Source organism: Rathayibacter sp. VKM Ac-2928 (genome assembly GCF_022815545.1).
GTDB lineage: Bacteria > Actinomycetota > Actinomycetes > Actinomycetales > Microbacteriaceae > Rathayibacter > Rathayibacter festucae.
This window is the reverse complement of sequence record NZ_JALGRU010000002.1, coordinates 811533-834968: the sequence shown is the minus strand read 5'-3', so window position 1 is coordinate 834968 and position 23436 is coordinate 811533. Positions and strand designations below refer to the sequence as shown.

Genomic DNA, 23436 nt, shown 5'->3' with positions numbered 1-23436 from the left:
CCCGCCCGACCCCGCCCTCACGACTAGGAGCCCGCGATGTCCCGCAACACCCGCGTCTTCCACTGCCCGCCCGAGTCCGTCTTCGCCGTCTTCGCGTCCGGCTGGCTCTTCCCCTCGTGGGTCGTCGGCTCGTCCCGGATGCGCCGGGTCGGCCGCGACTGGCCGCACGTCGGCTCGAAGCTGCACCACTCCTTCGGCGTCTGGCCGCTGGTGATCGACGACGAGACGACGGTCCTGGAGTGGGACCCGTCGAGCCGCTTCATCATCCAGGCGGCCGGCTGGCCGATGGGCGAGGCGCGCGTCCGCCTCGAGGTGGAGCCGCACCGCGACGGCTGCAGGGTCCGCATCCACGAGACGGCGGTGAAGGGCCCCGGCACGCTCATCCCGAAGCCGCTGCTGCACTCGTTCCTCTGGGTGCGCAACATCGAGACCCTGCGCCGGCTCGCGCACATGGCGGAGGCGGGCGCCAACGGCCGCACCCTGCCGCCGGCAGCGCTGGCCTCGCCGAAGGACCGCGCGGGGCTCGACTCGCCGAAGCACGTCCTGCCGCGGCTGCTCGGAACCGTCGCCTCGATCGCCGTCGGCTCCCTCGCCCTGCGGGCCGCCCTGGCCGTCGCGCGCCGCGCCCGGAGCTGAGGTACGGGGCGGCTCCCGGGAGCCGCCCCGCCCCGGTCAGACGATGCGCTCGACGAGCCGGACGTGGTGCACGGCCACGCGGGTCGGCTCGCCGGCGAAGGCGGCCTCGCGCTCAGGAGAGGCGAGGTAGGCCTTCTCGATCTCGGCGAACGCCTCCGCGTCGCCCGGAGTGCTGACGGCCCAGACGAACTCGTTCACCTCGCGGTCGGCGAAGGCGAACTCGATCGTGAAGCCGTGCGCGGCGCGGGCGGGGACGATCTTCGCGCGGTACCAGGCCAGGAAGTCGTCCATCACCCCGTCGACGAGCTCGTAGCGGCGGAGCTGGACGGTGCGGTTCTCGGAGGCGCTCATGCCCTCGACGGTACCGGGCCGAGTCGTGCCGGGCTGCGCGCTACGCTCGCCCTTGTCGTCCCGGCGCCCGCCCCGCCGCACCCGTCCCCGCAGGAGGCCGCCCTGGATCCCCGCCGTCAGCGCGCGATCGCCCTCCTCGTCGCGGGCTGCTTCTTCATGGAGAACCTGGACGCGACGATCGTCACCACCGCGGCGCCCGCGATCGGCGCCGACCTGGGCGTCGACTCCGCCGCCGTCGCGATCACCGTCACCGCGTTCCTGCTCACCGTCGCGGTGCTGATCCCCGCCTCCGGCTGGCTGAGCGAGCGCTTCGGCGTGCGCCGGGTCTTCACGACCGCGATCGCGGTGTTCACGCTCGCGTCGCTGCTCTGCGCGCTCAGCCCGACCCTGCCGCTGCTCGTGGCGGCCCGCGTGCTGCAGGGCGTCGGCGGCGCGCTGATGGTGCCGGTCGGCCGGCTCGCGGTGCTGCGCGTGACGCCGCGGGAGGGGATCATCCGCGCCATCGCGATCCTGGTCTGGCCGGGCCTGGTCGCGCCGATCCTGGCGCCGTTCCTCGGCGGGCTGCTGACGACCTACGCCTCCTGGCACTGGATCTTCCTGATCAACCTGCCGCTGGGCGTCGTCGCCTTCGTGATCGCGCGGCGGATCATCCCGGCCGGCGTCGAGGCCTCACCGCCTCCGCTGGACGTCGTCGGCCTGCTCCTGGTCGCGGTCGGACTCGGCGCGCTGGTCGGCGCGACCGGCTTCGTGACCGGAAGCGGCTCGGACACCGTCGCGCTCGGCCTGGCCGTGACCGGCGCCCTCGTCACCGCCGTCGCGGTGCGGCACCTGCGCCGCACGCCGCACCCGCTCGTGCCGCTGGACGCCTTCCGCTTCTCGACGTTCCGGGTGGCGAACGCGAGCGGCTCGCTCTACCGGGCGACGATCAACGCGGTGCCGTTCCTGCTGCCGCTGCTCTTCCAGGACGCCTTCGGCTGGAACGCGGTGCAGGCCGGCTCGATCGTGCTCGCGCTCTTCGTCGGCAATCTGGCGATCAAGCCGGCGACGACCTGGCTCCTGCACACGGTCGGCTTCCGCGGGGTGCTCGTCGCGGCGAACGTCGTCGGCATCGCCTGCATGGTCGCGATGGCGTTCCTCGATCCCGGTGTGCCCGTCCCGCTGATCGTGGCGCTGCTGGTGCTCAGCGGTGTCGCGCGCTCGGCCGGCTTCACCGCCTACAACACGGTCACCTTCGCCGAGGTGGCGCCCGAGGGGATGTCGGGCGCGAACACCCTCAGCGCGACGACTCAGCAGATCGCCGCGGGCTTCGGCGTCGCCGCCGGCGGCATCGCGCTGGCCGCGGGTGCCGCGTTCGGCCCCGGCCTCGTCCCCTACCGCTTCGCCTTCCTGACGCTGGCCGTCCTGACCCTCGTCCCCCTGATCGCCGCCGCCCGCCTCCCCCACGACTCCGGCAGCACCCTCACGCGCTGACCCCTCCCGCGAGATGCCACTTGTGTGCTCGTTCTGCGGCGTGTCGCGCTCATAAGTGGCATCTCGCGGAGGGGATCAGAGGTGCAGAGGGGTCAGAGGTGCAGGGCCAGGCCGTCGAGGATGTCGTGGGCCGTCGTCGTGACCGACGTCACGGCGGGGGAGGCCTCCTGGACGGCGCGGAGGACCTCGGACCAGATGGCGGCGCCGGCGCCGAGGACGTCCTCGCGGCCGGCGCGGACGTAGGGGAGGACGGCTGTCGCGGCAGGGGAGAGCGCGGCGAGCTCGTCGCAGGCGGCGAGGACGTCGCGGATCGGCAGGGTCGCCTCGAGCGCGTCGCGGTCGTAGGCCTCGACACGGAGGACGTGCGCGGTGACCGTGAGGACCGTCGCCGCGACTCCGACGACACTGCGCGCGGCCGAGAGGTCGACGGGGGAGGCGGCCAGTGCGCGGCGGACGTCAGCGCGGATCGCGGCGCGCTGCTCCGCGGTCGGCGCGCCCCCGCCGGCGCGGTGGCGCTCGGTGAGCCGGACGCTGCCGACGTCCATCGAGTGCGCCTGCTCGGGTTCCGCTCCACCCAGCACCAGCTCCGTCGAGCCGCCGCCGAGGTCCACGACCAGGACGGGCCGGGGCGCGTCGACGGCCGAGAGCGCACCGCGGAAGGAGAGGGCCGCCTCCTCCTCGCCGCTGATCGTCTGGGGGCGGGAGCCGATGATCCGCTCGACCGCGACGAGGAAGTCCTCGCGGTCCGCCGCGTCGCGGGTCGCGGAGGTGGCGACGAAGCGCACGCGCTCGGCCCCGGCCTCGCGGACCAGCTCGGCGTACTCGCGGGTCACGGCGAGGGTCCGCTCGAGCGCCTCCGGGTCGAAGCGGCCGGTGCGGTCCACGCCGTGGCCGAGCCGGACGAGCTCGGTGCGGCGGAGGACGTCGACGAGGCGGCCGTCCTCGACGTCCGCGATCAGGAGCCGGAGGGAGTTGGTGCCGCAGTCGAACGCGGCCACGCGGGTGGCGGTCATGCCGACAGTCTGCCCGGCGGCCCCGCCGCTAGATTGGCAGGGACGAGCCGAAGGAGCCCCCGTGCACGAACACCACGTCCGCGTCCACCGCAGCGACGAGGACCTCCCGCGCCACGGGCAGCTCGCCCACGCCCTGGCCGAGGTCGCCGCCGATCCCGTCGAGGTCGAGGCCGAGGTCGCCGAGATGGTCGTCAACCGCGTCATCGACAACGCCGCCGTCGCCGCCGCGTCGCTGGTGCGCCGCCCCGTCGTCGCCGCGCGCTCGCAGGCGCTCGCCCACCCCGCGTCCATCGGCGGCGAGGGCGCGACGGTGTTCGGCGTCGACCCGGGCCGCCGCGTCTCGCCCGAGTGGGCGGCCTGGGCGAACGGCGTCGCCGTCCGCGAGCTCGACTACCACGACACCTTCCTCGCGGCCGAGTACTCGCACCCCGGCGACAACATCCCGCCGCTGGTCGCCGTCGCCCAGCACGCGGGCATCGACGGCGCCCGGCTGGTCCGCGGCATCGTCACCGGCTACGAGGTCCAGGTCGACCTCGTCCGCGCGATCAGCCTGCACCGGCACAAGATCGACCACGTCGCGCACCTCGGCCCCTCGGCCGCGGCCGGACTCGGCACGATGCTCGGCCTCGACGTCGCCGTCATCGAGCAGGCGATCGCCCAGGCGCTGCACACCACCACCGCCACCCGCCAGTCGCGCAAGGGCGAGATCTCGAGCTGGAAGGCGTACGCCCCCGCCTTCGCCGGCAAGGCCGCCATCGAGGCCGTCGACCGGGCGATGCGCGGCGAGACCAGCCCGTCGCCGATCTACGAGGGCGAGGACGGCGTGATCGCCTGGCTGCTCGACGGCCCCGACGCGTCCTACGACGTGCCGCTGCCGGACGCCGGCGAGGCCAAGCGCGCGATCCTCGACACATACACGAAGGAGCACTCGGCCGAGTACCAGGCGCAGGCGCTGATCGACCTGGCCCGCCGCCTGCACCACGCGCACCCCGAGGCCGCGGACCCCGAGCTCGTCGAGCGGATCGTCCTGCACACCTCGCACCACACCCACTACGTGATCGGCTCCGGCGCGAACGACCCGCAGAAGTACGACCCGACGGCGTCCCGCGAGACGCTCGACCACTCCGTGCCGTACATCTTCGCGGTCGCGCTGCAGGACGGCGCCTGGCACCACGAGCGCAGCTACGCCCCCGAGCGCGCCGCCCGCCCCGACACCGTCGCGCTCTGGCAGCGCACGACGACGGAGGAGGACGCGGAGTGGACCCGCCGCTACCACTCGACCGACCCGGCGGAGAAGGCGTTCGGCGCGCGCGTCGAGATCCTGCTCACCGACGGCACGACGATCGTGGACGAGATCGCGGTGGCGGACGCGCATCCGCTCGGCGCGCACCCGTTCACGCGCGAGCAGTACGTCGCGAAGTTCCGCACCCTCGCCGCCGACGTCCTCGAGGAGCCCGAGATCGAGCGCTTCCTCGACCTCGCCCAGCGCCTGCCCGAGCTGACGGCGGACGAGGTCGCCCGCCTGACGATCGTCGCAGCGCCCGGCGTCCTCGCCTCCGTCGAGTCCCCCCGCGGCCTCTTCTGACCACGTCCCCCTCCCCTCCCGCGAGATGCCACTTGTGCGCGCGACACGCCGTGAAAAGCGTGCACAAGTGGCATCTCGCGGAAGAGGTCAGAGCAGGGAGTCCGTCAGGTGGTCCGGGGTGCCGAAGCGGTGGGCGGTGATCGAGACGGCCTGCTCGCGGAGGAACGGGAGCAGCTCGAGGCGGCCGGACTCGGTGGCCTCGTTCGCGTAGACGGCGAGGTCGGGGCGTCCGCCGGTGACGGACGTCACCGAGGAGGCGTCGGCGCCCAGCAGGCGCACGCGGCCGGCGCCGTGCTCGCGGACCCGCGCCGCGAAGGCGGCCTCGTCCTCGACGGCGACCGCCGAGGCTCCCGACGCGATGGCCGAGACGAGCTGCGGCGGCAGCTCGGTCGCGCTCGAGACCGCCACCCGGGTCCCGGCGGTCGCCGCGGCGACGACGACCTGCGCGAGCGAGCCGACCGGCTCGCCGTCCGCGAGGCGGATCAGCACCGGGGCGTCGTACGGCAGGTGCCGGAACACGTTCCGCTCGGCGGCCAGCCCGGTGACGTCCCGGGCGGCGCCCGCGGCCAGAGCCTGCGCCGCGCTGCGGGCCGTCCGCTCGACGGCGTCCGCCTCCGCGGGCGACAGCTCCGCTCGGGTGGCGGCCACGAGCCGGCCGACGCGCGGGTCCTCGAACGCGGTGGTGGCGGTCGACGGCGCCGAGGTCCACGACCCCAGCCCGAGCAGGTAGTCCGGCCCGCCGGCCTTCGTGCCCGGTCCGACCGCCGACTTCTTCCAGCCGCCGAACGGCTGGCGCTCGACGATCGCGCCGGTGATGCCGCGGTTGACGTAGAGGTTGCCGGCCTGGATTCCGCCCAGCCAGGTGCCGATCTCGGCCGGGTCGAGCGCGTGCAGCCCGGAGGTGAGGCCGTAGTCGACCTCGTTGACGAGCGCGATCGCGTCCTCGAGCGTCGCGGCGGTCATGATGCCGAGGATCGGTCCGAAGTACTCCGTGCGGTGGTACTCGGAGCCGCGGCGCACGCCGTCGCGGACGCCCGGGCTCCACAGCATCCCGCTGTCGTCGAGCGCGCGCGGCTGCAGCAGCCAGCGCTCGCCCTCGCCGAGGGTCGTGAGCCCGCGCAGCAGCTTGCCCGCGGCGGGCTCGATCACCGGCCCCATCCGGGTCGCCGGATCGGTCGGCAGGCCGACGGTGAGCGAGTCGACCGCGTCGAGCAGCTGCGCGCGGAAGCGCTTGGAGCGCGCGACCGAGCCGACCAGCACGACGAGCGACGCGGCCGAGCACTTCTGGCCGGCGTGGCCGAAGGCGCTCGAGACGACGTCCTTCACCGCGAGGTCGAGATCGGCGGAGGGGGTGACGATGATCGCGTTCTTGCCGCTGGTCTCCGCGAGCAGCGGCAGGTCGTGCCGGAAGGAGCGGAACAGCTCGGCCGTCTCGTAGGCCCCGGTGAGGATCACCCGGTCCACCGAGGAGTGCGCGACGAGGTCGGCGCCGAGCTCCTCCTCGGGCAGCCGGAGCAGCAGCAGCGCCTCGCGGGGCACGCCGGCGGCCCAGAGCGCCTCGGCCAGCACGGCGCCGCAGCGCGCGGTCGGCCCGGCGGGCTTCAGCACCGCGGCCGAGCCGGCGGCCAGCGCGGCGAGCGCACCGCCCGCGGGGATCGCGACCGGGAAGTTCCACGGCGGAGCGACGAGCGTCAGCTGCGCGGGGTGGAAGACCGCGCCGTCCACCGAGTCCAGCTCGCGGGCCCGCTCGGCGTAGTAGTGCGCGAAGTCGATCGCCTCGGAGACCTCCGGGTCGCCCTGGTCGATGGTCTTGCCGGCCTCGGCGGCCATCACCTCGAGCAGCTCGCCGCGGCGCGCCTCGAGCTCGTCGCCGGCGCGGTGCAGGATGCGCGCCCGCTCGTCGGCGGGCAGGGCCCCCCACGCGGAGCCGGCGGCACGGGTGGCGGCGAGGGCCGCCTCCAGCTCCTCGCGGGTGGCGATCGTCGCGGCCTCGATCGCGTCGACACCGGCGCGGGAGGAGGGCACGCGGGCGAGGATCTCCTCGGCCCAGGCGCGGTTCGCCGCGACGGACGGGTCGGTGTCCGGGGTGCTGCGGAAGTCGCCGAAGCCGGGGCGGCCGGTCGCGGCGAAGCGGTCGGCGACCCGGTGCGCGGGCGGCACCGCTCTGTCGAGCGCGCTGACGGAGGCGCGGAAGCGGGCCTCCTCGCGGGCGAACAGCGCGGGCTGAGCCTCGAGCTCGAAGACGGCCGACATGAAGTTGTCGCTCGACGCGCCCTCCTCGAGCCGGCGGATCAGGTAGGCGATCGCGACGTCGAACTCGGCGGGCGAGACGACCGGCGTGTAGAGCAGCAGCGAGCCGACCGTGCGGCGCACCGCCTCCGCCTGGCCCTGCGCCATGCCGAGCAGCATCTCGTACTCGATCCCCTCGCGGACGCCGCGCTCGCCGGCCAGCAGCCAGGAGTAGGCGACGTCGAAGAGGTTGTGGCCGGCGACGCCGACCCGCACGTTCCGGATCCGGTCCGGGTGCAGCGCGTAGTCGATCACGCGCTTGTAGTTGGTGTCCGAGTCCTGCTTCGTCGACCAGGTCGCCAGCGGCCAGCCGTGCACGGACGCCTCGACCTGCTCCATCGGCAGGTTCGCGCCCTTGACCAGGCGCACCTTGATGCCGGCGCCGCCGCGGGACCGGCGCGCGGCGCTCCACTCCTGCAGCCGGATCATCGCGGAGAGCGCGTCGGGCAGGTAGGCCTGCAGCACGATGCCCGCCTCGAGGCCGAGGAACTCGGGCCGGTCGAGCAGGCGGGTGAAGACCGCGATGGTGAGATCGAGGTCCTTGTACTCCTCCATGTCGAGGTTCACGAACTTCTGCGGCGTCGCGGCGGCGGCGCGGGTGAAGAGCGGAGCGAGCTCCTCGACGATGTCGTCGACCGCGGCGTCGAACGCCCACGGGTTGTGCGGGGCGACGGTGGAGGAGACCTTGATCGACACGTAGTCGACGTCGTCGCGCGCGAGCAGGCGGTGCGTGCCCTCGAGCCGGCGCTGCGCCTCTTTGCGGCCGAGGACCGCCTCGCCGAGCAGGTTCATGTTGAGCCGGACGCCGTCGCGGCGGATCTTCGCGATCGCCGGGCCGAGGCGCGAGTCGGTCGCATCGATGATGAGGTGGCCGACCATCTGCCGCAGCACCCGGCGCGCGATCGGCACGACGACGTCCGGCAGCAGCGGGGCCACCGCGCCGCCGAGGGCGACCGCGCCGCGCATCGGGGCGGGCAGGAAGCGGGGGACGCCGCCGGCGATCGAGCGCAGCGCCGCGGCGGCCACCTTGGTGTCCTCGGGGCGGACGACTCCGTCGACGAAGCCGACCGTGAAGTCGAGGCCGGTCGGGTCCTTCAGCACGCCGGCGAGCTGGGCGCCGGAGGCGTCGACCGGGACGTCGGCGGCGTCGCGCAGCCACTGGCGCACCAGCGCGACGCTCGCGTCGACGAGGCCGGGGTCGACGCTGTCCGCGGCGGGCCCGGCGTGACCGGTGGCGGGCCCGGCGGCGTCGTCGGAGAAGGGACCGGTGGAGCGGGCAGGCGCTGCGAGATCCGTCATGACGTCAGTATCCGACCGGGGTACCGTTGAGCAGAAGCGACCGTTCCTTACCGGTACCGGTCACTCCTGCTTACTGAATCTCCGCGCCGAATCGAGGTCCCCCGTGCTCGACGTCCGCCGCCTGGTGCTGCTGCGCGAGGTCGCCATCCGCGGCACCCTCGCCGCCGCCGCGGAGGCCCTCGCCTACAGTCCCTCCGCGGTCTCGCAGCAGCTGAGCGTGCTCGAGCGCGAGACCGGCGTCGAGCTGCTGCGCAAGGTCGGGCGGCGGGTGCAGCTCACTCCGCAGGCCGAGATCCTGGTCGCGGCGGCCGGCGAGGTGCTGGCGCTGCTCGAGCGGGCGGAGGCGGCGCTGGCCGCGTCGGGGGAGTCGGTCACCGGGCGGGTGCGGGTCGCGGTCTTCCAGTCGGCGGCGCTCGCGCTGATGCCCGGCGCGCTGCGCTCGATCGCCGAGCGCGCGCCCGAGGTGCGGGTCGAGATGGTGCAGCGCGAGCCGGAGGGGGCGCTGCACGAGACCTCCTGGGCGCGCGAGTTCGACCTGGTCGTCGCCGAGCAGTACCCCGGCCACTCGGTGTCCTGGCTGCCGGGCCTGGTGCGCAGCGACCTCACGACCGACGCGATCCGCCTCGCGGTGGGCCGCGACTCCGCGATCCGCGACCTGCGGGGCGCCCGCGACGCCGCCTGGGTGATGGAGCCGCGCGGCACCGCCAGCCGGCACTTCGCCGAGCAGACCTGCCGCGTCGCGGGCTTCGAGCCCGACGTGCGCTTCGAGACCGCGGACCTGCAGGCGCAGATCCGCCTCGCCGCCTCGGGCAACGCGGTCGCGCTGATGCCCGACCTTGTCTGGGCCGGCGGCGAGGCCGACTGCCGCCTCCTCGAGCTGCCCGGCCGCCCCCGCCGCACCATCTTCACGGCCCAGCGCGAGGCCCAGCTCGCCTCCCCCGCGGTCCGCGTTTTCCGCGAGTGCCTCGCCGAGATCGCCGCGACCTACGCCTGACCCGCGCGCCCTCGTCCCCTCCCGCGAGATGCCACTTGTGCACGCTTCTCACGGCGTGTCGCGTGCACAAGTGGCATCTCGCGCAGCGCGTCAGGGGGTGCGGTCGCCACCAACGGGGGGCGTGCGTCGGAGGGCAGGGGTGCGCTTAGCTGGCGATCGTCGTGGATGACAGCGTTACCACGCCCCGCGACTCCGTCTTCGGATCGCCATCGAAAGGACCCTGCATGTCCCAGCCCTCCTCCGGCACGCCCGGACCCTCCCGCCGCACCGTGACCGCCGCACCGTGACCGCCGCGGCGGCGTGGAGCGCTCCCGTCGCCGCCGCGGTGATCTCCGCGCCCCTCGCGGCCGCTTCGACCGCCGTCCTCTGCGACAGCGAGGTCGACTTCCGGCGGACCAGGAATGCCGGGGGCGACACTGCGACGCTCCTGGCGGTCTCCCCCACGGGCGCGGTGTCGACCGTCCGCATCGCAACGGTGGTCGCTCCGAACACCACGACCGGGACGCAGGGCACGAGCTACAACCTGACTCAGAGCGACCAGGGGTGGGGAGGCGGCACCCGTGACGGCGTGAACACTGAGGTGATGTTCACCTACGGCGTGGGCGGCGCGCTCGTCCTGAACCAGCGCCGCGCAGGTCCGATCGGCGAGCTCCCCAGCCCGGGAGTCGACTCCCAGACCCTGACCTTCCAGTTCTTCGACCCGCAGGGAAACCTCTTCGATCCGGTCGGTCTCCAGCTCGAGTTCATCGACATCACCTCGCAGAAGCGCGTGCCGTGGCCGCAGACTCACTGGGACGCGCTGGGCTTCAGCGTCGCGCCGACCGCGATCCAGAGGGACGGCATCTCCGAGGGCGTCGGTGCCGGCACGATCGCCGACCCGTACCGGCGCGCGACGGAGGACGAGACGACTCTCCCGTTCCTCCGGAGCGACGGCTTCTCCTTCGACGCGTTCCCCTCCGGCAGCACGCTCACCTACACCCAGCACGACGGCCGGCAGGGCTGGCACTCGATCTACCTGAGTGCCCTCCGGTTCCGCTCCGACGTCTGCTGACCCTCCGCGAGATGGGACCGTGAGCGACATGGGTGCGGACGAGGTGCGGCTGGTCGAGACGACGGCCGACGACGCGGTGGCGGGGCGGCTGTTCGCCGTGCAGGAGGCGGAGATCATGCGGCGCTACGGCGGCGACGACCCGGGGCCGAGGCCGCCCGCGGACGCGCCGACGCTGCTGCTCCACGTCGGGGTGGACGTCGTCGGCTGCGTAGCACTCGCCGCCGAGGGCGGGATCGGCGAGATCAAGCGGATGTTCGTGGCCGAGTCGGCGCGCGGCCGCGGTTACAGCCGCCTCCTCCTCGCGGGAGTCGAGGAGCTGGCCGTCCGCCACGGCGTGACGCTGCTCCGCCTCGTCACCGGCATCGAGCAGCCCGAGGCGATGGCGCTCTACAGCAGCTCGGGCTACGAGCTCATCCCCGGCTTCGGCTACTGGGGCGACGAGCCGGCGACCCGCTGCTACGCGAAGCGTCTCGCCCCCGCCGAGCCCGCGAGCTGACCCCGGCCGGCGTCAGAGCTTGGCGAGCTTCGCGCGCGCGATCAGGAAGCCGCCGTACATCACGAGGCCGGCGCCGATGACGGTGAGCGCGATGGTCCCGTAGGGCGGGACGTCGAGGAAGCGCAGGGCGCCGTCGAGCCCGGTCGCCCGCCGGGCGTCGCCGGTGATCGCGGCGACGACGAAGAGCCCGCCGGCGATGCCGAGGGCGATCCCCTTCGAGACGTAGCCGGCCGCGCCGAGGATCAGCACGGCCGTGCCGCGCCGCCCCGCGGGGATCCGCACGAGCTTGCGGAAGCCGCGGCGCACGCCGATGGCGACGAAGCCGATCCCGCTGCCGAGGACGATCCCACCGACCAGCGTCAGCACGATCGCGCCGGCCGGTCGAGCCAGCAGATCGGTGCTGATCGCGCGGATGGTGGCGGAGGAGCTCGTCGACCCGCCGAGCGCGAAGACCAGCGTCGTCCCGGCCAGTGCGAGCGCCGCGAAGCCCTTGCCCGACTCCACGATCCGCCGCCCGAGGCGCTTCGCGCGGCTCGGATCGCTCGAGCGGCTCTGGAAGGAGAGCTGCCAGAGCCCGAGCGCGACGAGCGCGACCAGCGCCGCCCAGACGACGACGAGTCCGGCCGGTGTCTCGGCCAGGCGCGCGATCGCGCCGGAGGGATCCGCCTCCTGCGTCGTCTCGTCCCCGAACGCGACCCGCAGCGAGAGGCCGCCGATCAGCAGGTGCACCACGCCGTTGACGGCGAAGCCGAGGCGCGCGAGGCGCCGGAATCGCCGCGTCCGGACCCCCGAGCGCGGCGTCGGCACGCTCACTGTGGACACCGGACCAGCCTCTCACGCGTCCACCCCTGTCCCCGGGCGCCCCGGCGGCGGTGGAATGGAGTCCTGCCCGCGGTGAACGCGCCGATCGCACCGATCGCTCCTGCCGCGGGCGCCCTCGAGGAAGAAGGACCGCCATGACCACCTGGCTCATCACCGGCTGCTCCACCGGACTCGGCCGCGCGCTCGCGACCGCCGTCCTCGCCCACGGCGACCGCGCCGTCGTCACCGCGCGCGACGTCGACTCCGTCCGCGACATCACCGAGGCGCACCCCGACTCCGCGCTCGCCCTGGCTCTCGACGTCACCGACGACGCGCAGGTCGCCGCCGCGGTCGACGCCGCCGTGGAGCGCTTCGGCGGGATCGACGTGCTCGTCAACAACGCGGGCTACGGCTACCGCGCGGCGGTGGAGGAGGGTGAGGAGGCCGCGGTGCAGCAGCTCTTCGACACCCACCTCTTCGGCACCGTCCGCACGATCAAGGCGGTCCTGCCCGGGATGCGCGAGCGCCGCTCCGGCACCATCGTCAACCTGTCCTCGATCGGCGCGCGCATCTCGCCGGAGGGATCGGGCTACTACGCCGCGGTGAAGGCCGCGATCGAGGCGCTCACCGAGTCGCTGCGCAAGGAGGTCGCACCGCTGGGCATCCGGGCGTTCTCGGTCGAGCCGGGCGGCTTCCGCACCGACTTCGCCGGCCGCTCGCTCACCCAGTCGTCGCAGCCGATCGCGGACTACGCCGAGACGGCGGGCAAGCGCCGCAAGGAGCACGACACCGTGCACGGCACCCAGAAGGGCGACCCGGCGAAGGCCGCGACCGCGCTGATCGAGGCCGTGGAGTCGGCCGCGCCGCCGTCGATCCTGCTGCTCGGCAACGACGCGTCGGACGCCTTCCGCGCGGTGCTCGACGCCCTCCGCTCCGACGTCGACGCGTGGGAGCCGCTCAGTCGCGGCACGGACTTCGCCGACGGGGAGTGACGGGCGGGGCGCCGGCGGGCTCGTGAAGCGGCGTCGCGCGCCAGGAGTCAGGGAGCGTCGCTCTCACAGAGCGCGTGCCTTCTATCCTGCCGGGGTCAGCGGGTCCGTCCCCGCGCGCTCCCTGTCGCTCTCCCGAACGGAACCCCATGCCCCCGCGCCCCTCCGCACCCGCCGGACCCACTCGACGGACCATCGCCGCGAGCGCGGCGTGGAGCCTCCCCGTCGTCAGCGCGGCCGTCGCCGCTCCGCTCGCCGCCGCGTCGCCCGCGTCCTGCCGCAGCACGGCGGTGTTCACGCAGACGAGCGTCGCGAGCAATCCCACGGTGCTCACGGCGGTCGCGCCCGGCGGTGCCGTCTCGACGGTGCGGATCGACTCCGCCCTGGCGGCCGGTACCACCACCGCGACCCAGGGCCGTGACTTCAACCTGGTGCGGGACGGCAACCGATGGGCGTCCGGTGGCAGCCTGTCGGCGGTCTCGGAGGTCGTCGTCCGCAACTACCCCGCCGGTTCGCTGATGCTGAATCAGCGGCGGTCCGGACCGATCACAGAGGATCCGTCGCCCGGGCCCGATGCGCAGACGCTGACCTTCACGTTCGTCGGCCCGGACGGACGATCGTTCGATCCGACCGATGTCCAGCTGTCGATCCAGAACATCACGTCGGACACGAATCCCGGATATCCCTGGCTCCTGAGCTGGTGGTCCACCGTCGGCTTCAGCGTCCGGCCCGCATCGATCTCCTCGACGGCCGGCCATGAGGGAGTCGGCACGGGGACGGCCGAGGATCCTTTCCGGCGCGCCGCGTCCTCGGACGCCGGGATAATCGGCCGAGCCCTGATCGACACCTTCACGTTCGGCGCGTTCCCCTCGGGGAGCACGCTCACCTACAGCCAGCACCAGGGGCACCAGGGCTGGCACGCCAGTGCGCTGGGGGCGCTGAGCTTCGTGTCCTACAACTGCTGACCCTCGCGGTCGGGGCGAATGACGAACCGACGTTCCGCGCCAGAAGTGAGGAGGATTCGTCTTTGCCGAGCGTCGAACCTACGCTGCCGTGTCGGGCAGTCGGTCCTCGCCTGTCCACTCCCTCCTCCGGAACGGATCCGCCATGTCCCCTCTCTCGTCCGACCCGACTCACTCCTCCGGTCCCACCCGTCGCTCCGTCACCGCGGGCGCACTGTGGAGCATCCCCGTGATCAGCGCGGCGGTCGGGGCTCCCCTCGCCGCCGCGTCGATGACTCCGGCCACCCCGGTCTCGCCGCAACCGTGCTCCAGCGTCACGATGTTCACGCTGACGAGCATTGCGAGCAATCCCACGACGCTGATGGCGTCCTCGCCCACCGGGAAGGCGTCGACCGTCCGGATCACCTCCGTCCTGGCCCCCGGCACCACGACCGAGATCGACGGGAAGAGCTACAACCTCACGCAGGACGGCACTGTCTGGTGGGCCGGGGGATCCTCGGACTTCGCCAACGAGGTGCCGCTGCGCTATTTCGAGCCCGGAGTGCTCATCCTGAACCAGCGTCGTGCCGGCGCGGTCTCCACGTCGGACGTCAGGTTCCCGGGGACGCCTGCTCCGGGTCTCGAAGCGCAGACGCTCACCTTCGAGTTCCTCGATGAGGAGGGGAAGCCGTTCGACCCGTTCGACGTCCGGCTCACCGTCCTGAACATCACGTCGGGTGTGGTGAGTGAGACGTCCTACTGGCCTCTGAAGTTCTGGTCGACCGTCGGCTTCAGCGTCACGCCCACCTCGATCTCCTCACGGGGCGGAGCTGCGGGGGTCGGGGCAGGCACGGTCGCCGACCCCTTCCGGCGCGCCACCAACTGGGAGCCGGCTGTCCCACTCACGCCCCGCTACGACACCTTCACGTTCCGCTCGTTCCCCTCGGGCAGCTCGCTCGTCTACAGCCAGCACGGCGGCTACCAGGGCTGGCACAGCAGCGCGATCACGGGGCTCGGCTTCGGCTCCCGCGACTGCTGAGCACGAGTTTCGCGCCAGCGGTGGGGGAGCGTCGCACTCGGGCGATCGCTGCTCCTATCCTGCCGGGGTGGACGCGCCGACGTCCGATCGCACTCCTGCTCTCACGCTCCTGCTCTCACGGAACGGATCCCGCATGCCGCAGCACCGAGCCGACCCGCACGGCCCCACCCGGCGCACCGTCGCCGCGAGCGCCGCGTGGAGCGTCCCCGTCGTCAGCGCGGCGGTCGCGGCCCCGCTCGCCGCCGCCTCGCCCGCCCCGTGCTTCGGCACGACGGTGTTCCCGCCGACGAGCGTCGCGAGCGACCCGACCGTGCTCACGGCGATCTCGCCGGGGGGAGCGGTGTCGACGGTGCGGATCACGTCCGTCCTCGCGCCGGGCACCGCGACCGGGTCGCAGGGCCGGAGCTTCGATCTGACCGGCGAGGGCTCCGTGTGGATCGGGGAGGAGGCCGGTCCGCCGCCGGGCGAGACGGTCGCGCGCGCCGGGGCGCCGGGCGCGTTCGGTCCCGGGACGCTCCTGCTGAACCAGCGTCGTGCCGGGGCGCTCACGGAGACCCCGTCGCCCGGGCCCGACTCGCAGACGCTGACGTTCCGCTTCTTCGGAGCGGACGGGCGGCCGTTCGACCCGCTCGACGTCCGGCTCACCTTCCAGAACATCACGTCGCTCGCGGACTCCTCCCTCCCGTGGGTGGCGAGCTGGTGGACCACCGTCGGCTTCAGCCTCGCCCCCGCCTCGATCTCCGCCCAGGGCCCCGACGCGGGAGTCGGCACGGGCACGGTGGCCGACCCGTTCCGGCGCAGCACCTCCTTCGAGCCCGTCCTCGTCAACGACCCCCGTTTCGACACCTTCGTGTTCGACGTCCTCCCCTCGGGGAGCACGCTCACCGTGAGCCAGCACGACGGTCAGCAGGGCTGGCACGCGATCGCGCTGACCGCGCTGCGCTTCCGCGCCCGCGACTGCTGAGGGCGACCGCCTGCGAGTGACTCCTCAGACGCCCCAGTTGACGAACGGCGCGCGCAGGCTCGAGACGGTGACCTCGTCCTCCGCGATCGCTCCCACCGTGTTGGTCAGCTCGTAGCCCTCGAGGGTGCCGACGGGCGTCGTGTCGAAGAGGAACGATCCGGGGGCGCCGTCGGTGGTGCTGTCCGGGTGCTCGGCCGCCACTTCGGCGGTGGCGTCACCTACCGCGACGCCTCCCAGAGTGCTGATGGCGACATCGCCGACGGCGGCGGCCGTGGCCTCGAGGAGGAAGTCGGGCTCCGGGTACGTCAGCTCCGGCCCGCCGGCGTCGTAGACGTCGGTGTCCCGGAGGACGAAGCCCGGCCAGGTGTAGGCGCGGCTGCGGTAGCCCTCGTACGGGACGTCGTCGGACTCGGTCGGCTCGCTGCCGAACGCCTCGGTGAGCGCCGCGACCGCACCGGTGCCGTCGCGGTACGCCCAGCTGCCCAGCTGTGCGCCGGTGGCGTCCACCAGCGAGAACGAGGTCGGCCCGATCAGCAGGCTCGCGGCGGCCGCGGGCGTCGCGGTCGGCGCGGGGGTCGCGGTGGGGGCCGGCGTCGCGGTGACGGTCGCGGTGGCGGTGGCGGTCACCGTCGCGGCCGGCTGCGCGACGGGCTCGTCGGAGGAGACGCAGCCGCTCAGAACCGTCCCGACGCCGAGGGCGAGGGCGGTTCCGGCGAGGGCGGTGCGCAGGAGCGAGCGGGACGGGACGGGCATGGCGGACCCCCGGAGAAGCGGACGACGGGGGTCGCGGATCGTCCCCCCACCGCCCATCCTCCCGCGCGGGGGTCGGTGACCGGGTAACGATCCGCTCTCCGGCGCTCGGGCTAGCAGGCGACGGTGTCCGGGAGCGCCTGCGCGTCGGCGTCGACACGCTCGAACTCGACGCGCTGGATGCGGTTCACCGCGACCACGCTGTACTGCTCGGGCCCGCGCGCGACCGGCAGGAACTGCCGCGTCTCCAGGTCGTGGGCGAGCTTGTGGCGATCACCGTGGAACGTGCAGGCGTGCGCCCTCTGCTCGGGATCGTCGACCAGGTAGAGCACCAGCTGGAGAACGGGCATCGCTTCCCTTCGGGACGACATGAACGGGCCGGCTCCTAGCGTGACAGGAGCGGTCACATCCGTGCGCCCGTTCTCAGCGATCCGTGGACCCCCCTTCTGCGGGAACGGTCCTGGCGGAGGAGCCCCTTGCGCGGTGCCGCGAGATGCCACTTGTGCTCGCGACACGCCGACGAAAGCGTGCACAAGTGGCATCTCGCGGGCGACGTCAGTCGAGGTCGATGCTCCCGAAGTAGGCGGCGAGGAGGACGCCCATGGCGCCCGCGCCGACGATCGCAGCGCGCCTCGACCGGCGGCGCGGCAGGGCGGCCAGCCCGGCGACGAGATTCGCCGCACTCCACACCGCGTTCACGAGCGGCGACGACAGCCCGCGTCCCGGCGGCGTGGCGAACGGCGAGGGGAACCGCCGCCCCTGCAGCGCCGCGACACCGTGCGGCACCGCATTGATGAGCAGCACCCCGGCGAGGGCGCTTCTGGCGATCCGGCCTGCGCGATCGGTGCTGGTCACGACGACTCCTCCTTCAGACGGTCCCCGAAGCCTCCCCCGTCCCCCTCCGCGAGATGCCACTTGTGCACGCGACACGCCGAGGAATGCGTGCACAAGTGGCATCTCGCGGTCAGCGTCAGGCCGGCGCGTGCACCAGTGCCGAGATGCGGCGCTTGCACTCGTTGAACTCCGGCGACGTCACGTCGCGCTCGCCGGGCAGGTCGACCGTCACGATCTCGCTGATGTGCCCGGGCACGCCGTGCGAGGCGCCGCCGGTCATCACTACGACGCGGTCGGCGAGGTAGACCGCCTCCTCGATCGAGTGCGTCACGAACAGCACGGTCGTGCCCGTCTCGCGGTGGATCCGCTTGAGCTCCACCTGCAGATCGGAGCGGGTGAGCGCGTCGAGCGCGCCGAACGGCTCGTCCATCAGCAGCACCGACGGCTCGTTCGCCAGCACCCGCGCGATCGCGACCCGCTGCTGCATGCCGCCGGACAGCTCGCCCGGGAAGCGGTCGGCGAAGCGGGTCAGCCCGACCGCCTCGATGAAGCGGTCGGTCACCTCCGCGGCCGCGGCCTTCGCCAGCTTCTTCCGCCGCGGACCGTACGCGACGTTCTCGCGCACGCTCAGCCACGGGAACAGCCCGTAGTCCTGGAACACGACGCCGCGGTCCGGGCCCGGCGCCGAGACGGCCCGGCCGCCGACCTCGACGACACCCTGGGTCGCCTCCTCGAACCCGGCGAGGATGCGCAGCAGCGTCGACTTGCCGCAGCCGCTCGCGCCGACCACGGCGACGAACTCGCCCGAGCGGACGTCGAGCGAGACGTCGGCCATGGCGAGCACGCCGCCGCCGGCGGTGTCGTAGCGCTTCGCCAGATCGAGCACGTGGACGTCCGCGGTGCGGGCGGGAGCAGAGGCGGGGGCGGAGAGCGTCATCGGGTCCTCACTTGACGAGCGGCCGGCGGCCGAAGAGCACGCGGAACAGGAGCAGGAGCAGCCGGTCGGAGGCGAATCCCGCGATCGCGATGCAGATCATCCCGACCACGATCAGGTCGGTGCGCACCACGTCGCGCGCGAGGAAGATCGTCGAGCCGAGACCCGTGCTCACGCCCGTCGTCTCGCTGAGCACCAGCACGACCCAGGCGAGGCCGAGGCCGATGCGCATGCCGTTCACGATGGCGGCGGCGGAGGCCGGCAGCACCACCCGGACGAGCACGCCCGCTCGCGAGGTGCCCAGCATCCGCGCCGCCTCGATCAGCCGCGGCGGCACCTGGCGCGCCCCGCTGATCGTGCCGAGCACGATCGGGAAGAACGCCGACAGCGTGATCAGGAAGATCGACGCCTGGTCGCCGTAGCCGATCAGCAGCGCGACCAGCGGCACCCAGGCCGTCGCCGGCACCGGCCGGAACAGGTTGATGAACGGATCGAACAGCGAGTTCACCGCGTAGTAGCGGCCCATCAGCACCCCGAGCGGCACCGCGAGCACCGTCGCGAGCGCGAAGCCGCCGAAGACGCGGCCGGCGCTCGCCGCCAGGTCGGTCCAGAGCAGCCCGCTGAAGGCGTCGTCCCGCAAGCCCGCGACGGCGTAGTCGATCAGCGAGACCAGCACGTCGCCCGGGTAGGGCAGGAACGCCATCCGGATGCCGAACGGCAGCTCCCACTCGCCCGCCCGCCCGAACTGCCAGAGCAGCAGGAAGAGGATCGGGACGGGCAGGCCCAGCAGGAAGGTCGTCCAGCCGCTGCGCCCGGGGCGGCGCCGGCGCCGGACGGTCGACAGCCGCTCGGTGGCGGTCGCCGCCTCGGCGGGGCGCATCGTGGTGGTCATCGGCCGACCGCTCAGGCCGCCGGCGCGAACGAGGTGTCGACGACGTCCTCGATCGCGGGCGCCTCGTCGATGAAGCCGAGCTCCTGCATCTGCGTCGCGAGCGCGCCGAGCTGGCCCTGGTACTCCTCGCTGAGGTCGGAGCGGAGCCAGAAGTTCTCCAGCGCCGACTCGAGCACCTCCTGGTCGCCGCCGAACTCGGCGATCATGTCCGGCAGCCACTCGTCCACGCTGTCGGCCATGTAGGCGGTGGTCGCGGCGTGGGTGTCGACGACCTTCTGCACGACCTCCGGCTGCTCCTCGATCATCGCGCCGGTGGTGACCAGGCCGATGTTCACCCGGCCGATCGGCGTCGCGTACGGGTCGGCGATCTCGGTGCCGCCGGCCGCCTCCGCGATCGAGACGCCGATCTCCACGCCGAAGAACGCGTCGATCGAGCCGCTGGTGAACGCGGACGCCATCTCGGGCACCGGGATCGTGATCAGCTCGAGGTCCTCGTCGGTGAGCTCCGCCTGGTCGAGGTAGTAGCGCAGCGCGACCTCCTGGGCGCTGCCCTGGATGTAGCCGACCTTCTTGCCCGCGAGGTCCTCGACGGAGGAGATGCCCTCACCGGCGAGGAAGCCCGAGCCGCCGTCCGCGGCGGACGCGACGATCTTCAGGTCCCGGTCCTGCGCGATCGAGGCGATCGTCGGGGTGACGCCCGAGATCGCGAAGTCGATCGTCCCGGCGACCAGCGCGTCGCTGAGCGCGGGCGTGGTGTCGAGGGTGATCACCTCGAACTCGACGCCCTCCTCGGCGAACTGCTCGTAGAGGAACGGCTGGTAGAAGTGCGGCTGGCCGCGGAGGGTGCCGACGGTGACGGTGACCGTGTCGCCGCCGTCTCCGGAGGCGGCGTCGCTCGCTCCGGAGCAGGCGACGAGCGAGAGGGTGGCGGCGAGCGCCGCGCCGAGGGCGAGGGCGCGGCGGGCGGTGCGGGTGGACGGCCGGGACAGGGGCATGCGGGCTCCATCGGTGAGGGTGTCCTCCCACTCAACCCCGCTCAGATGCTGTGCGGTTTCTGAGGCGTTTCCGATGTGTTAAGTCCCCTGATCCCGTCCGCGAGATGCCACTTGAGTACGCGACACGCCGACGAAAGCGTGCACAAGTGGCATCTCGCGGGAGGAAAGGACGCCCCTACGCCGCGAGGAAGCGGTCCGCCGTGCGGAGCGCGAGCGCGACCGTCAGCAGCGCCGGGTTCGCGATCACCGCGCTCGGGAAGACCGAGTTGTCGCAGACGAAGAGGTTCGGCACGTCGAAGCTGCGCCCGTCGCCGTCGACGACCGCGTCGCCCGGGTCGGTGCCCATCCGGCAGGTGCCGAGCGTGTGCGCCGTGCGGGCGATCACCCGGGTGCTGCGTGCGCCCGCCGCCTCGACGATCGCGGTCATCGTCCGGATCGCGTGCTGGTCGATCGCCTCCTCGTTCGAGCCCGGCGAGAAGGTGATCCGCGCCTTCGGCACCCCGTGCTCGTCGAGCTCGTCGGTCAGCACGAGCCGGTTGTCGTCCGAGGGCAGGCACTCCGCGTTGATGCCGACGCCCGCCATGAAGCGGTAGTCGTCGAGGGCCTGCATCAGCGACGGCCCCCACAGTCCGGCGCCGCGGACGAACGAGGTCGCCTGGGTGAGCGGCATCGTGCCGAGGCTCTGGATCAGGTACCCGCCGGCGAAGTCCGCGTCGGCCGGGCGCACGGTGTCCTCGGTGATCACGGAGGAGGGGTAGCCGCGGTAGCCGCGCATCTCCTCGTCGAAGGTGCCCCAGACCTGGGTGGCGCCGTGCGCGAGGAAGTTGCGGCCGACCAGCCCGCTGCTGTTCGCGACGCCGGTGTGCAGGAGCAGCCGCGGCGTCTCCACGCCGCCCGCGCAGAGGAAGAGGGCGGAGCAGCGCTGCCGGTGCTCGACCCCGTCCGCGGTGTAGAGGACGGCGCTGACCTTCCCGGCCGCATCGAGCTCGATCCCGTGCACGAAGGACTCCGCGCGGATCTCCGCGCCGTCGCGCACCGCGAGCGGCAGGTAGGAGGTGTCCATGCTCCCCTTGGCGCCGGTGCGGCAGCCCTGGTGGCACTGCCCGCAGTTGCGGCAGGAGGCGCGCTCGCCGTGCGCCTCCTGGTCGCGGCCGGTGCTGAGGACGGCGGCCGGGGCGTCGGTGGCGCGGATCCCGAGGGCCGCGCAGCCGCGCAGCATCATCTCGGCCGAGGCGTTGCGGTCCACCGGCGCCTGCAGGTAGCGGCGCGAGGGGTCCCACGGGTAGTCGGCCGGCCCGGAGACGCCGATGGTCGCCTCTGCGCGCTCCAGGTAGGGCACGAGCTCGGCGTGCGTGACGGGCCAGTCGCGGCCGAGGCCCGACTCGGTCCGCAGCAGCAGGTCGCGCGAGTCGGGGCGCGGGGTGAAGGCGCCCCAGTGCAGGGTGGAGCCGCCGACGCCGCGGCCGCTGTTGTTCGGGCCGAAGGCGGTGGGCGTGCTGCCGCCGCTGAGGCGCTCCTCCATCCAGTTGATCTCGGTCGCCTCGGTCTCGTCCGCGGTGAAGGTCAGCGGATCGAAGAACGGTCCGGCCTCCAGCGCGACGACCCGGAGACCGCGCGCGGCGAGGGTCGCCAGGATCGGGGCGCCCCCGGCGCCGGTGCCGATCACGACGGCGTCGACGACCTCGTCGGGAGAGTAGCGGCGCATGCCGGTGGTGTTCATCGCGGGTTCCTCGTGCTCGGCTGCAGGGTCGCAGGTTCCCAGGTGTCGTGTGCGTCGGCGCCGAGGGCGGTGAAGCCCAGGAGGGGGAGGACGTCGCCGCCGGTGGCGTAGCCGTCGAAGCCGATGCGCGCGAGGCTCGCGGGGTGCGCGAGCCACTGCCGGACCAGGTCGTTGCGGCAGTCCTCGAACCAGGCCTTCGCCTGCTCCGCGCTGAACGCGCCGAGCGGCTCGGTGCCGAGCGCCTCGAGCCGCGCGTCCTGCTCCTCGGGGGAGAGGCCGTCGACTCCCGCGAGCGCGTCGAGGCCGAGGCGGTAGGCCTCGGGGTCGCTCGGCAGGTCGGCGTTGCGCCAGCCGTCGCCGCGGCCGGCCGCGAGCTGGGCGTCGACGCGGGCGGCGAGGTCGATCCGGCCGGGGGCGGCGCTGTCGCCGCTGTCCTGCGGAACCACCCGGTCCGCGACGGCGCGCAGCGTCGTCAGCTGGGCGGGAGTGATCGCCTTCGGCGCGTACGCCGGGTCGTCCGCGAGCAGGCGCTCGGCGAAGAGCGCGCGGATCCGGGAGGTGGTGCGGCTGGAGCGGATCGTCTCCGCGACGTCGGCGGGCACGGCCGGTCCGGTGCCGGCCTCGTCGGTCCAGAAGGCGCGGATCGCCGCGGCGACCTCGACCGGCCGCTCGATCGGCAGCAGGTGTCCGGCGCCGGGCAGCTCGAGGAGGCGGGCGCGCGGGTAGCTGCGGGCGTTGGTCGCGCGCTGGCCGTCGGCGCCGAGGTCGCCGTCCTCGCCGCCCGCGATCAGCAGCGCGGGCAGGGCGGAGAGCAGCTCGGCGACGTCCGTGCGGTCCTCGCGGCTGCCGGTCTCCAGCCAGTCGCGCCAGGCGGCGGGGGAGGAGCGGAGCAGATCGGCGAGCGCCTGCCGGTCCTCGGCGGCGGGGAGGGCGCCGCCGATGTTCTGCTCGAGGAAGGTGCGCGCGTGCTCCTCGTCGAGGGGGCCGTCGGCGACCCAGCCGAGCATCTCGCTCCGCTTCTCCTCGGGCATCGGCTCGGGCGAGAGCGGCGAGCCGGCCAGCAGCACGACGCCCGCGAGCCCGAAGAGTCCGGAGCGGCCCGACAGCGTGCGCGCGGCCACCAGCGAGGCGACCTTGCCGCCCATGCTGTGCCCGACGAGCAGCCAGCGCGAGGCGCCGAGCTCGCGGATCGTGCGGATCACGGCGGTCGTCATCGCCTCGAGCGAGACGTCCTCGGCGTCGCGCGCGTCGCCGTAGCCGGGCAGATCGATCGCCACCACCTCCGCCGCGTCGGCGAGCTCGCGGGCGAGCGGATCGAAGAGGCGGCCGCTGAGGCCGAGCCCGTGCAGGGCGAAGATCGTCGGCCGGCTCGCGGTCGTGGGCATGGAGGTCC

Annotated in this window: 22 protein-coding genes; 10 read left to right on the top strand and 12 right to left on the bottom strand. The window is 73.6% G+C overall.

Annotated features, from left to right (window positions below):
- Positions 1-36: 36 nt before the first annotated feature.
- Complete coding sequence (locus MT350_RS11415) at positions 37-636, top strand: SRPBCC family protein (protein WP_243600348.1); 600 nt, start codon at positions 37-39, stop codon at positions 634-636.
- Positions 637-672: 36 nt separating this feature from the next.
- Here MT350_RS11415 and MT350_RS11410 read toward each other — a convergent pair whose 3' ends face one another.
- Positions 673-987: a hypothetical protein gene (locus tag MT350_RS11410; protein WP_243600349.1), complete on the bottom strand. Its 315-nt coding sequence runs from the start codon at positions 985-987 to the stop codon at positions 673-675.
- Between the two features lie 33 nt (positions 988-1020).
- On the opposite strand from MT350_RS11410, the gene MT350_RS11405 reads away from it, so the two are divergent.
- Positions 1021-2457 carry an MFS transporter gene (locus MT350_RS11405; protein ID WP_374206639.1) on the top strand — a complete coding sequence of 479 codons (1437 nt, stop codon included), beginning with the start codon at positions 1021-1023 and terminating at the stop codon, positions 2455-2457.
- Positions 2458-2549: 92 nt separating this feature from the next.
- Here MT350_RS11405 and MT350_RS11400 read toward each other — a convergent pair whose 3' ends face one another.
- Positions 2550-3470 carry an exopolyphosphatase gene (locus tag MT350_RS11400; RefSeq protein WP_243600351.1) on the bottom strand — a complete coding sequence of 307 codons (921 nt, stop codon included), beginning with the start codon at positions 3468-3470 and terminating at the stop codon, positions 2550-2552.
- A 61-nt stretch (positions 3471-3531) separates the two neighbouring features.
- Between MT350_RS11400 and MT350_RS11395 the strand changes: the two genes are divergently transcribed.
- Complete coding sequence (locus tag MT350_RS11395; RefSeq protein ID WP_243600352.1) at positions 3532-5055, top strand: MmgE/PrpD family protein; 1524 nt, start codon at positions 3532-3534, stop codon at positions 5053-5055.
- Positions 5056-5142: 87 nt separating this feature from the next.
- Here the strand turns inward: MT350_RS11395 and MT350_RS11390 are convergent, their stop codons facing one another.
- Complete coding sequence (locus tag MT350_RS11390) at positions 5143-8643, bottom strand: bifunctional proline dehydrogenase/L-glutamate gamma-semialdehyde dehydrogenase (protein WP_243615932.1); 3501 nt, start codon at positions 8641-8643, stop codon at positions 5143-5145.
- 103 nt (positions 8644-8746) lie between these two features.
- Between MT350_RS11390 and MT350_RS11385 the strand changes: the two genes are divergently transcribed.
- The 3 genes from MT350_RS11385 to MT350_RS11375 all read left to right on the top strand — a co-directional run bounded on the left by MT350_RS11385 (position 8747) and on the right by MT350_RS11375 (position 11184).
- A complete protein-coding gene (locus tag MT350_RS11385) occupies positions 8747-9637 on the top strand; it encodes a LysR substrate-binding domain-containing protein (protein WP_173287287.1) in 891 nt (296 codons plus the stop codon).
- A gap of 283 nt (positions 9638-9920) precedes the next feature.
- Positions 9921-10688, top strand: coding sequence for a hypothetical protein (locus tag MT350_RS11380; protein WP_243615931.1), 768 nt, complete (start codon positions 9921-9923; stop codon positions 10686-10688).
- A gap of 28 nt (positions 10689-10716) precedes the next feature.
- Complete coding sequence (locus tag MT350_RS11375) at positions 10717-11184, top strand: GNAT family N-acetyltransferase (RefSeq protein WP_243600599.1); 468 nt, start codon at positions 10717-10719, stop codon at positions 11182-11184.
- 12 nt (positions 11185-11196) lie between these two features.
- Here MT350_RS11375 and MT350_RS20470 read toward each other — a convergent pair whose 3' ends face one another.
- Complete coding sequence (locus MT350_RS20470; RefSeq protein ID WP_173287283.1) at positions 11197-12006, bottom strand: DUF1206 domain-containing protein; 810 nt, start codon at positions 12004-12006, stop codon at positions 11197-11199.
- 134 nt (positions 12007-12140) lie between these two features.
- Between MT350_RS20470 and MT350_RS11365 the strand changes: the two genes are divergently transcribed.
- The 4 genes from MT350_RS11365 (at position 12141) to MT350_RS11350 (ending at position 15918) form a co-directional block, all read left to right on the top strand.
- Positions 12141-12977, top strand: coding sequence for an oxidoreductase (locus MT350_RS11365; RefSeq protein WP_243600356.1), 837 nt, complete (start codon positions 12141-12143; stop codon positions 12975-12977).
- Positions 12978-13123: 146 nt separating this feature from the next.
- Entirely contained in the window at positions 13124-13939 is an 816-nt protein-coding gene (locus MT350_RS11360; RefSeq protein WP_243600357.1) for a hypothetical protein, read from the top strand.
- 142 nt (positions 13940-14081) lie between these two features.
- Positions 14082-14954 carry a hypothetical protein gene (locus tag MT350_RS11355; protein ID WP_243600358.1) on the top strand — a complete coding sequence of 291 codons (873 nt, stop codon included), beginning with the start codon at positions 14082-14084 and terminating at the stop codon, positions 14952-14954.
- 133 nt (positions 14955-15087) lie between these two features.
- A complete protein-coding gene (locus tag MT350_RS11350; RefSeq protein WP_243600359.1) occupies positions 15088-15918 on the top strand; it encodes a hypothetical protein in 831 nt (276 codons plus the stop codon).
- Positions 15919-15942: 24 nt separating this feature from the next.
- Here MT350_RS11350 and MT350_RS11345 read toward each other — a convergent pair whose 3' ends face one another.
- The 8 genes from MT350_RS11345 to MT350_RS11310 form a co-directional block, all read right to left on the bottom strand.
- Positions 15943-16671: a hypothetical protein gene (locus MT350_RS11345; protein ID WP_243600360.1), complete on the bottom strand. Its 729-nt coding sequence runs from the start codon at positions 16669-16671 to the stop codon at positions 15943-15945.
- A 110-nt stretch (positions 16672-16781) separates the two neighbouring features.
- Positions 16782-17018, bottom strand: a complete 237-nt coding sequence (locus tag MT350_RS11340) for a hypothetical protein (RefSeq protein WP_243600361.1) — start codon at positions 17016-17018, stop codon at positions 16782-16784.
- Between the two features lie 205 nt (positions 17019-17223).
- A complete protein-coding gene (locus tag MT350_RS11335; protein ID WP_243615930.1) occupies positions 17224-17523 on the bottom strand; it encodes a hypothetical protein in 300 nt (99 codons plus the stop codon).
- Between the two features lie 115 nt (positions 17524-17638).
- Positions 17639-18439 (bottom strand): ABC transporter ATP-binding protein, encoded by an 801-nt coding sequence (locus tag MT350_RS11330; RefSeq protein ID WP_243615929.1) that lies wholly within the window; start codon positions 18437-18439, stop codon positions 17639-17641.
- Positions 18440-18446: 7 nt separating this feature from the next.
- Positions 18447-19328: an ABC transporter permease gene (locus MT350_RS11325; RefSeq protein ID WP_243600364.1), complete on the bottom strand. Its 882-nt coding sequence runs from the start codon at positions 19326-19328 to the stop codon at positions 18447-18449.
- An 11-nt stretch (positions 19329-19339) separates the two neighbouring features.
- Positions 19340-20323, bottom strand: coding sequence for an ABC transporter substrate-binding protein (locus MT350_RS11320; protein ID WP_243615928.1), 984 nt, complete (start codon positions 20321-20323; stop codon positions 19340-19342).
- A 175-nt stretch (positions 20324-20498) separates the two neighbouring features.
- A complete protein-coding gene (locus tag MT350_RS11315) occupies positions 20499-22043 on the bottom strand; it encodes a GMC family oxidoreductase (protein WP_243600366.1) in 1545 nt (514 codons plus the stop codon).
- Positions 22040-23428: an alpha/beta hydrolase gene (locus MT350_RS11310; RefSeq protein ID WP_243600367.1), complete on the bottom strand. Its 1389-nt coding sequence runs from the start codon at positions 23426-23428 to the stop codon at positions 22040-22042. The genes MT350_RS11315 and MT350_RS11310 overlap by 4 nt, the downstream gene beginning before the upstream one ends.
- Positions 23429-23436: the final 8 nt, after the last annotated feature.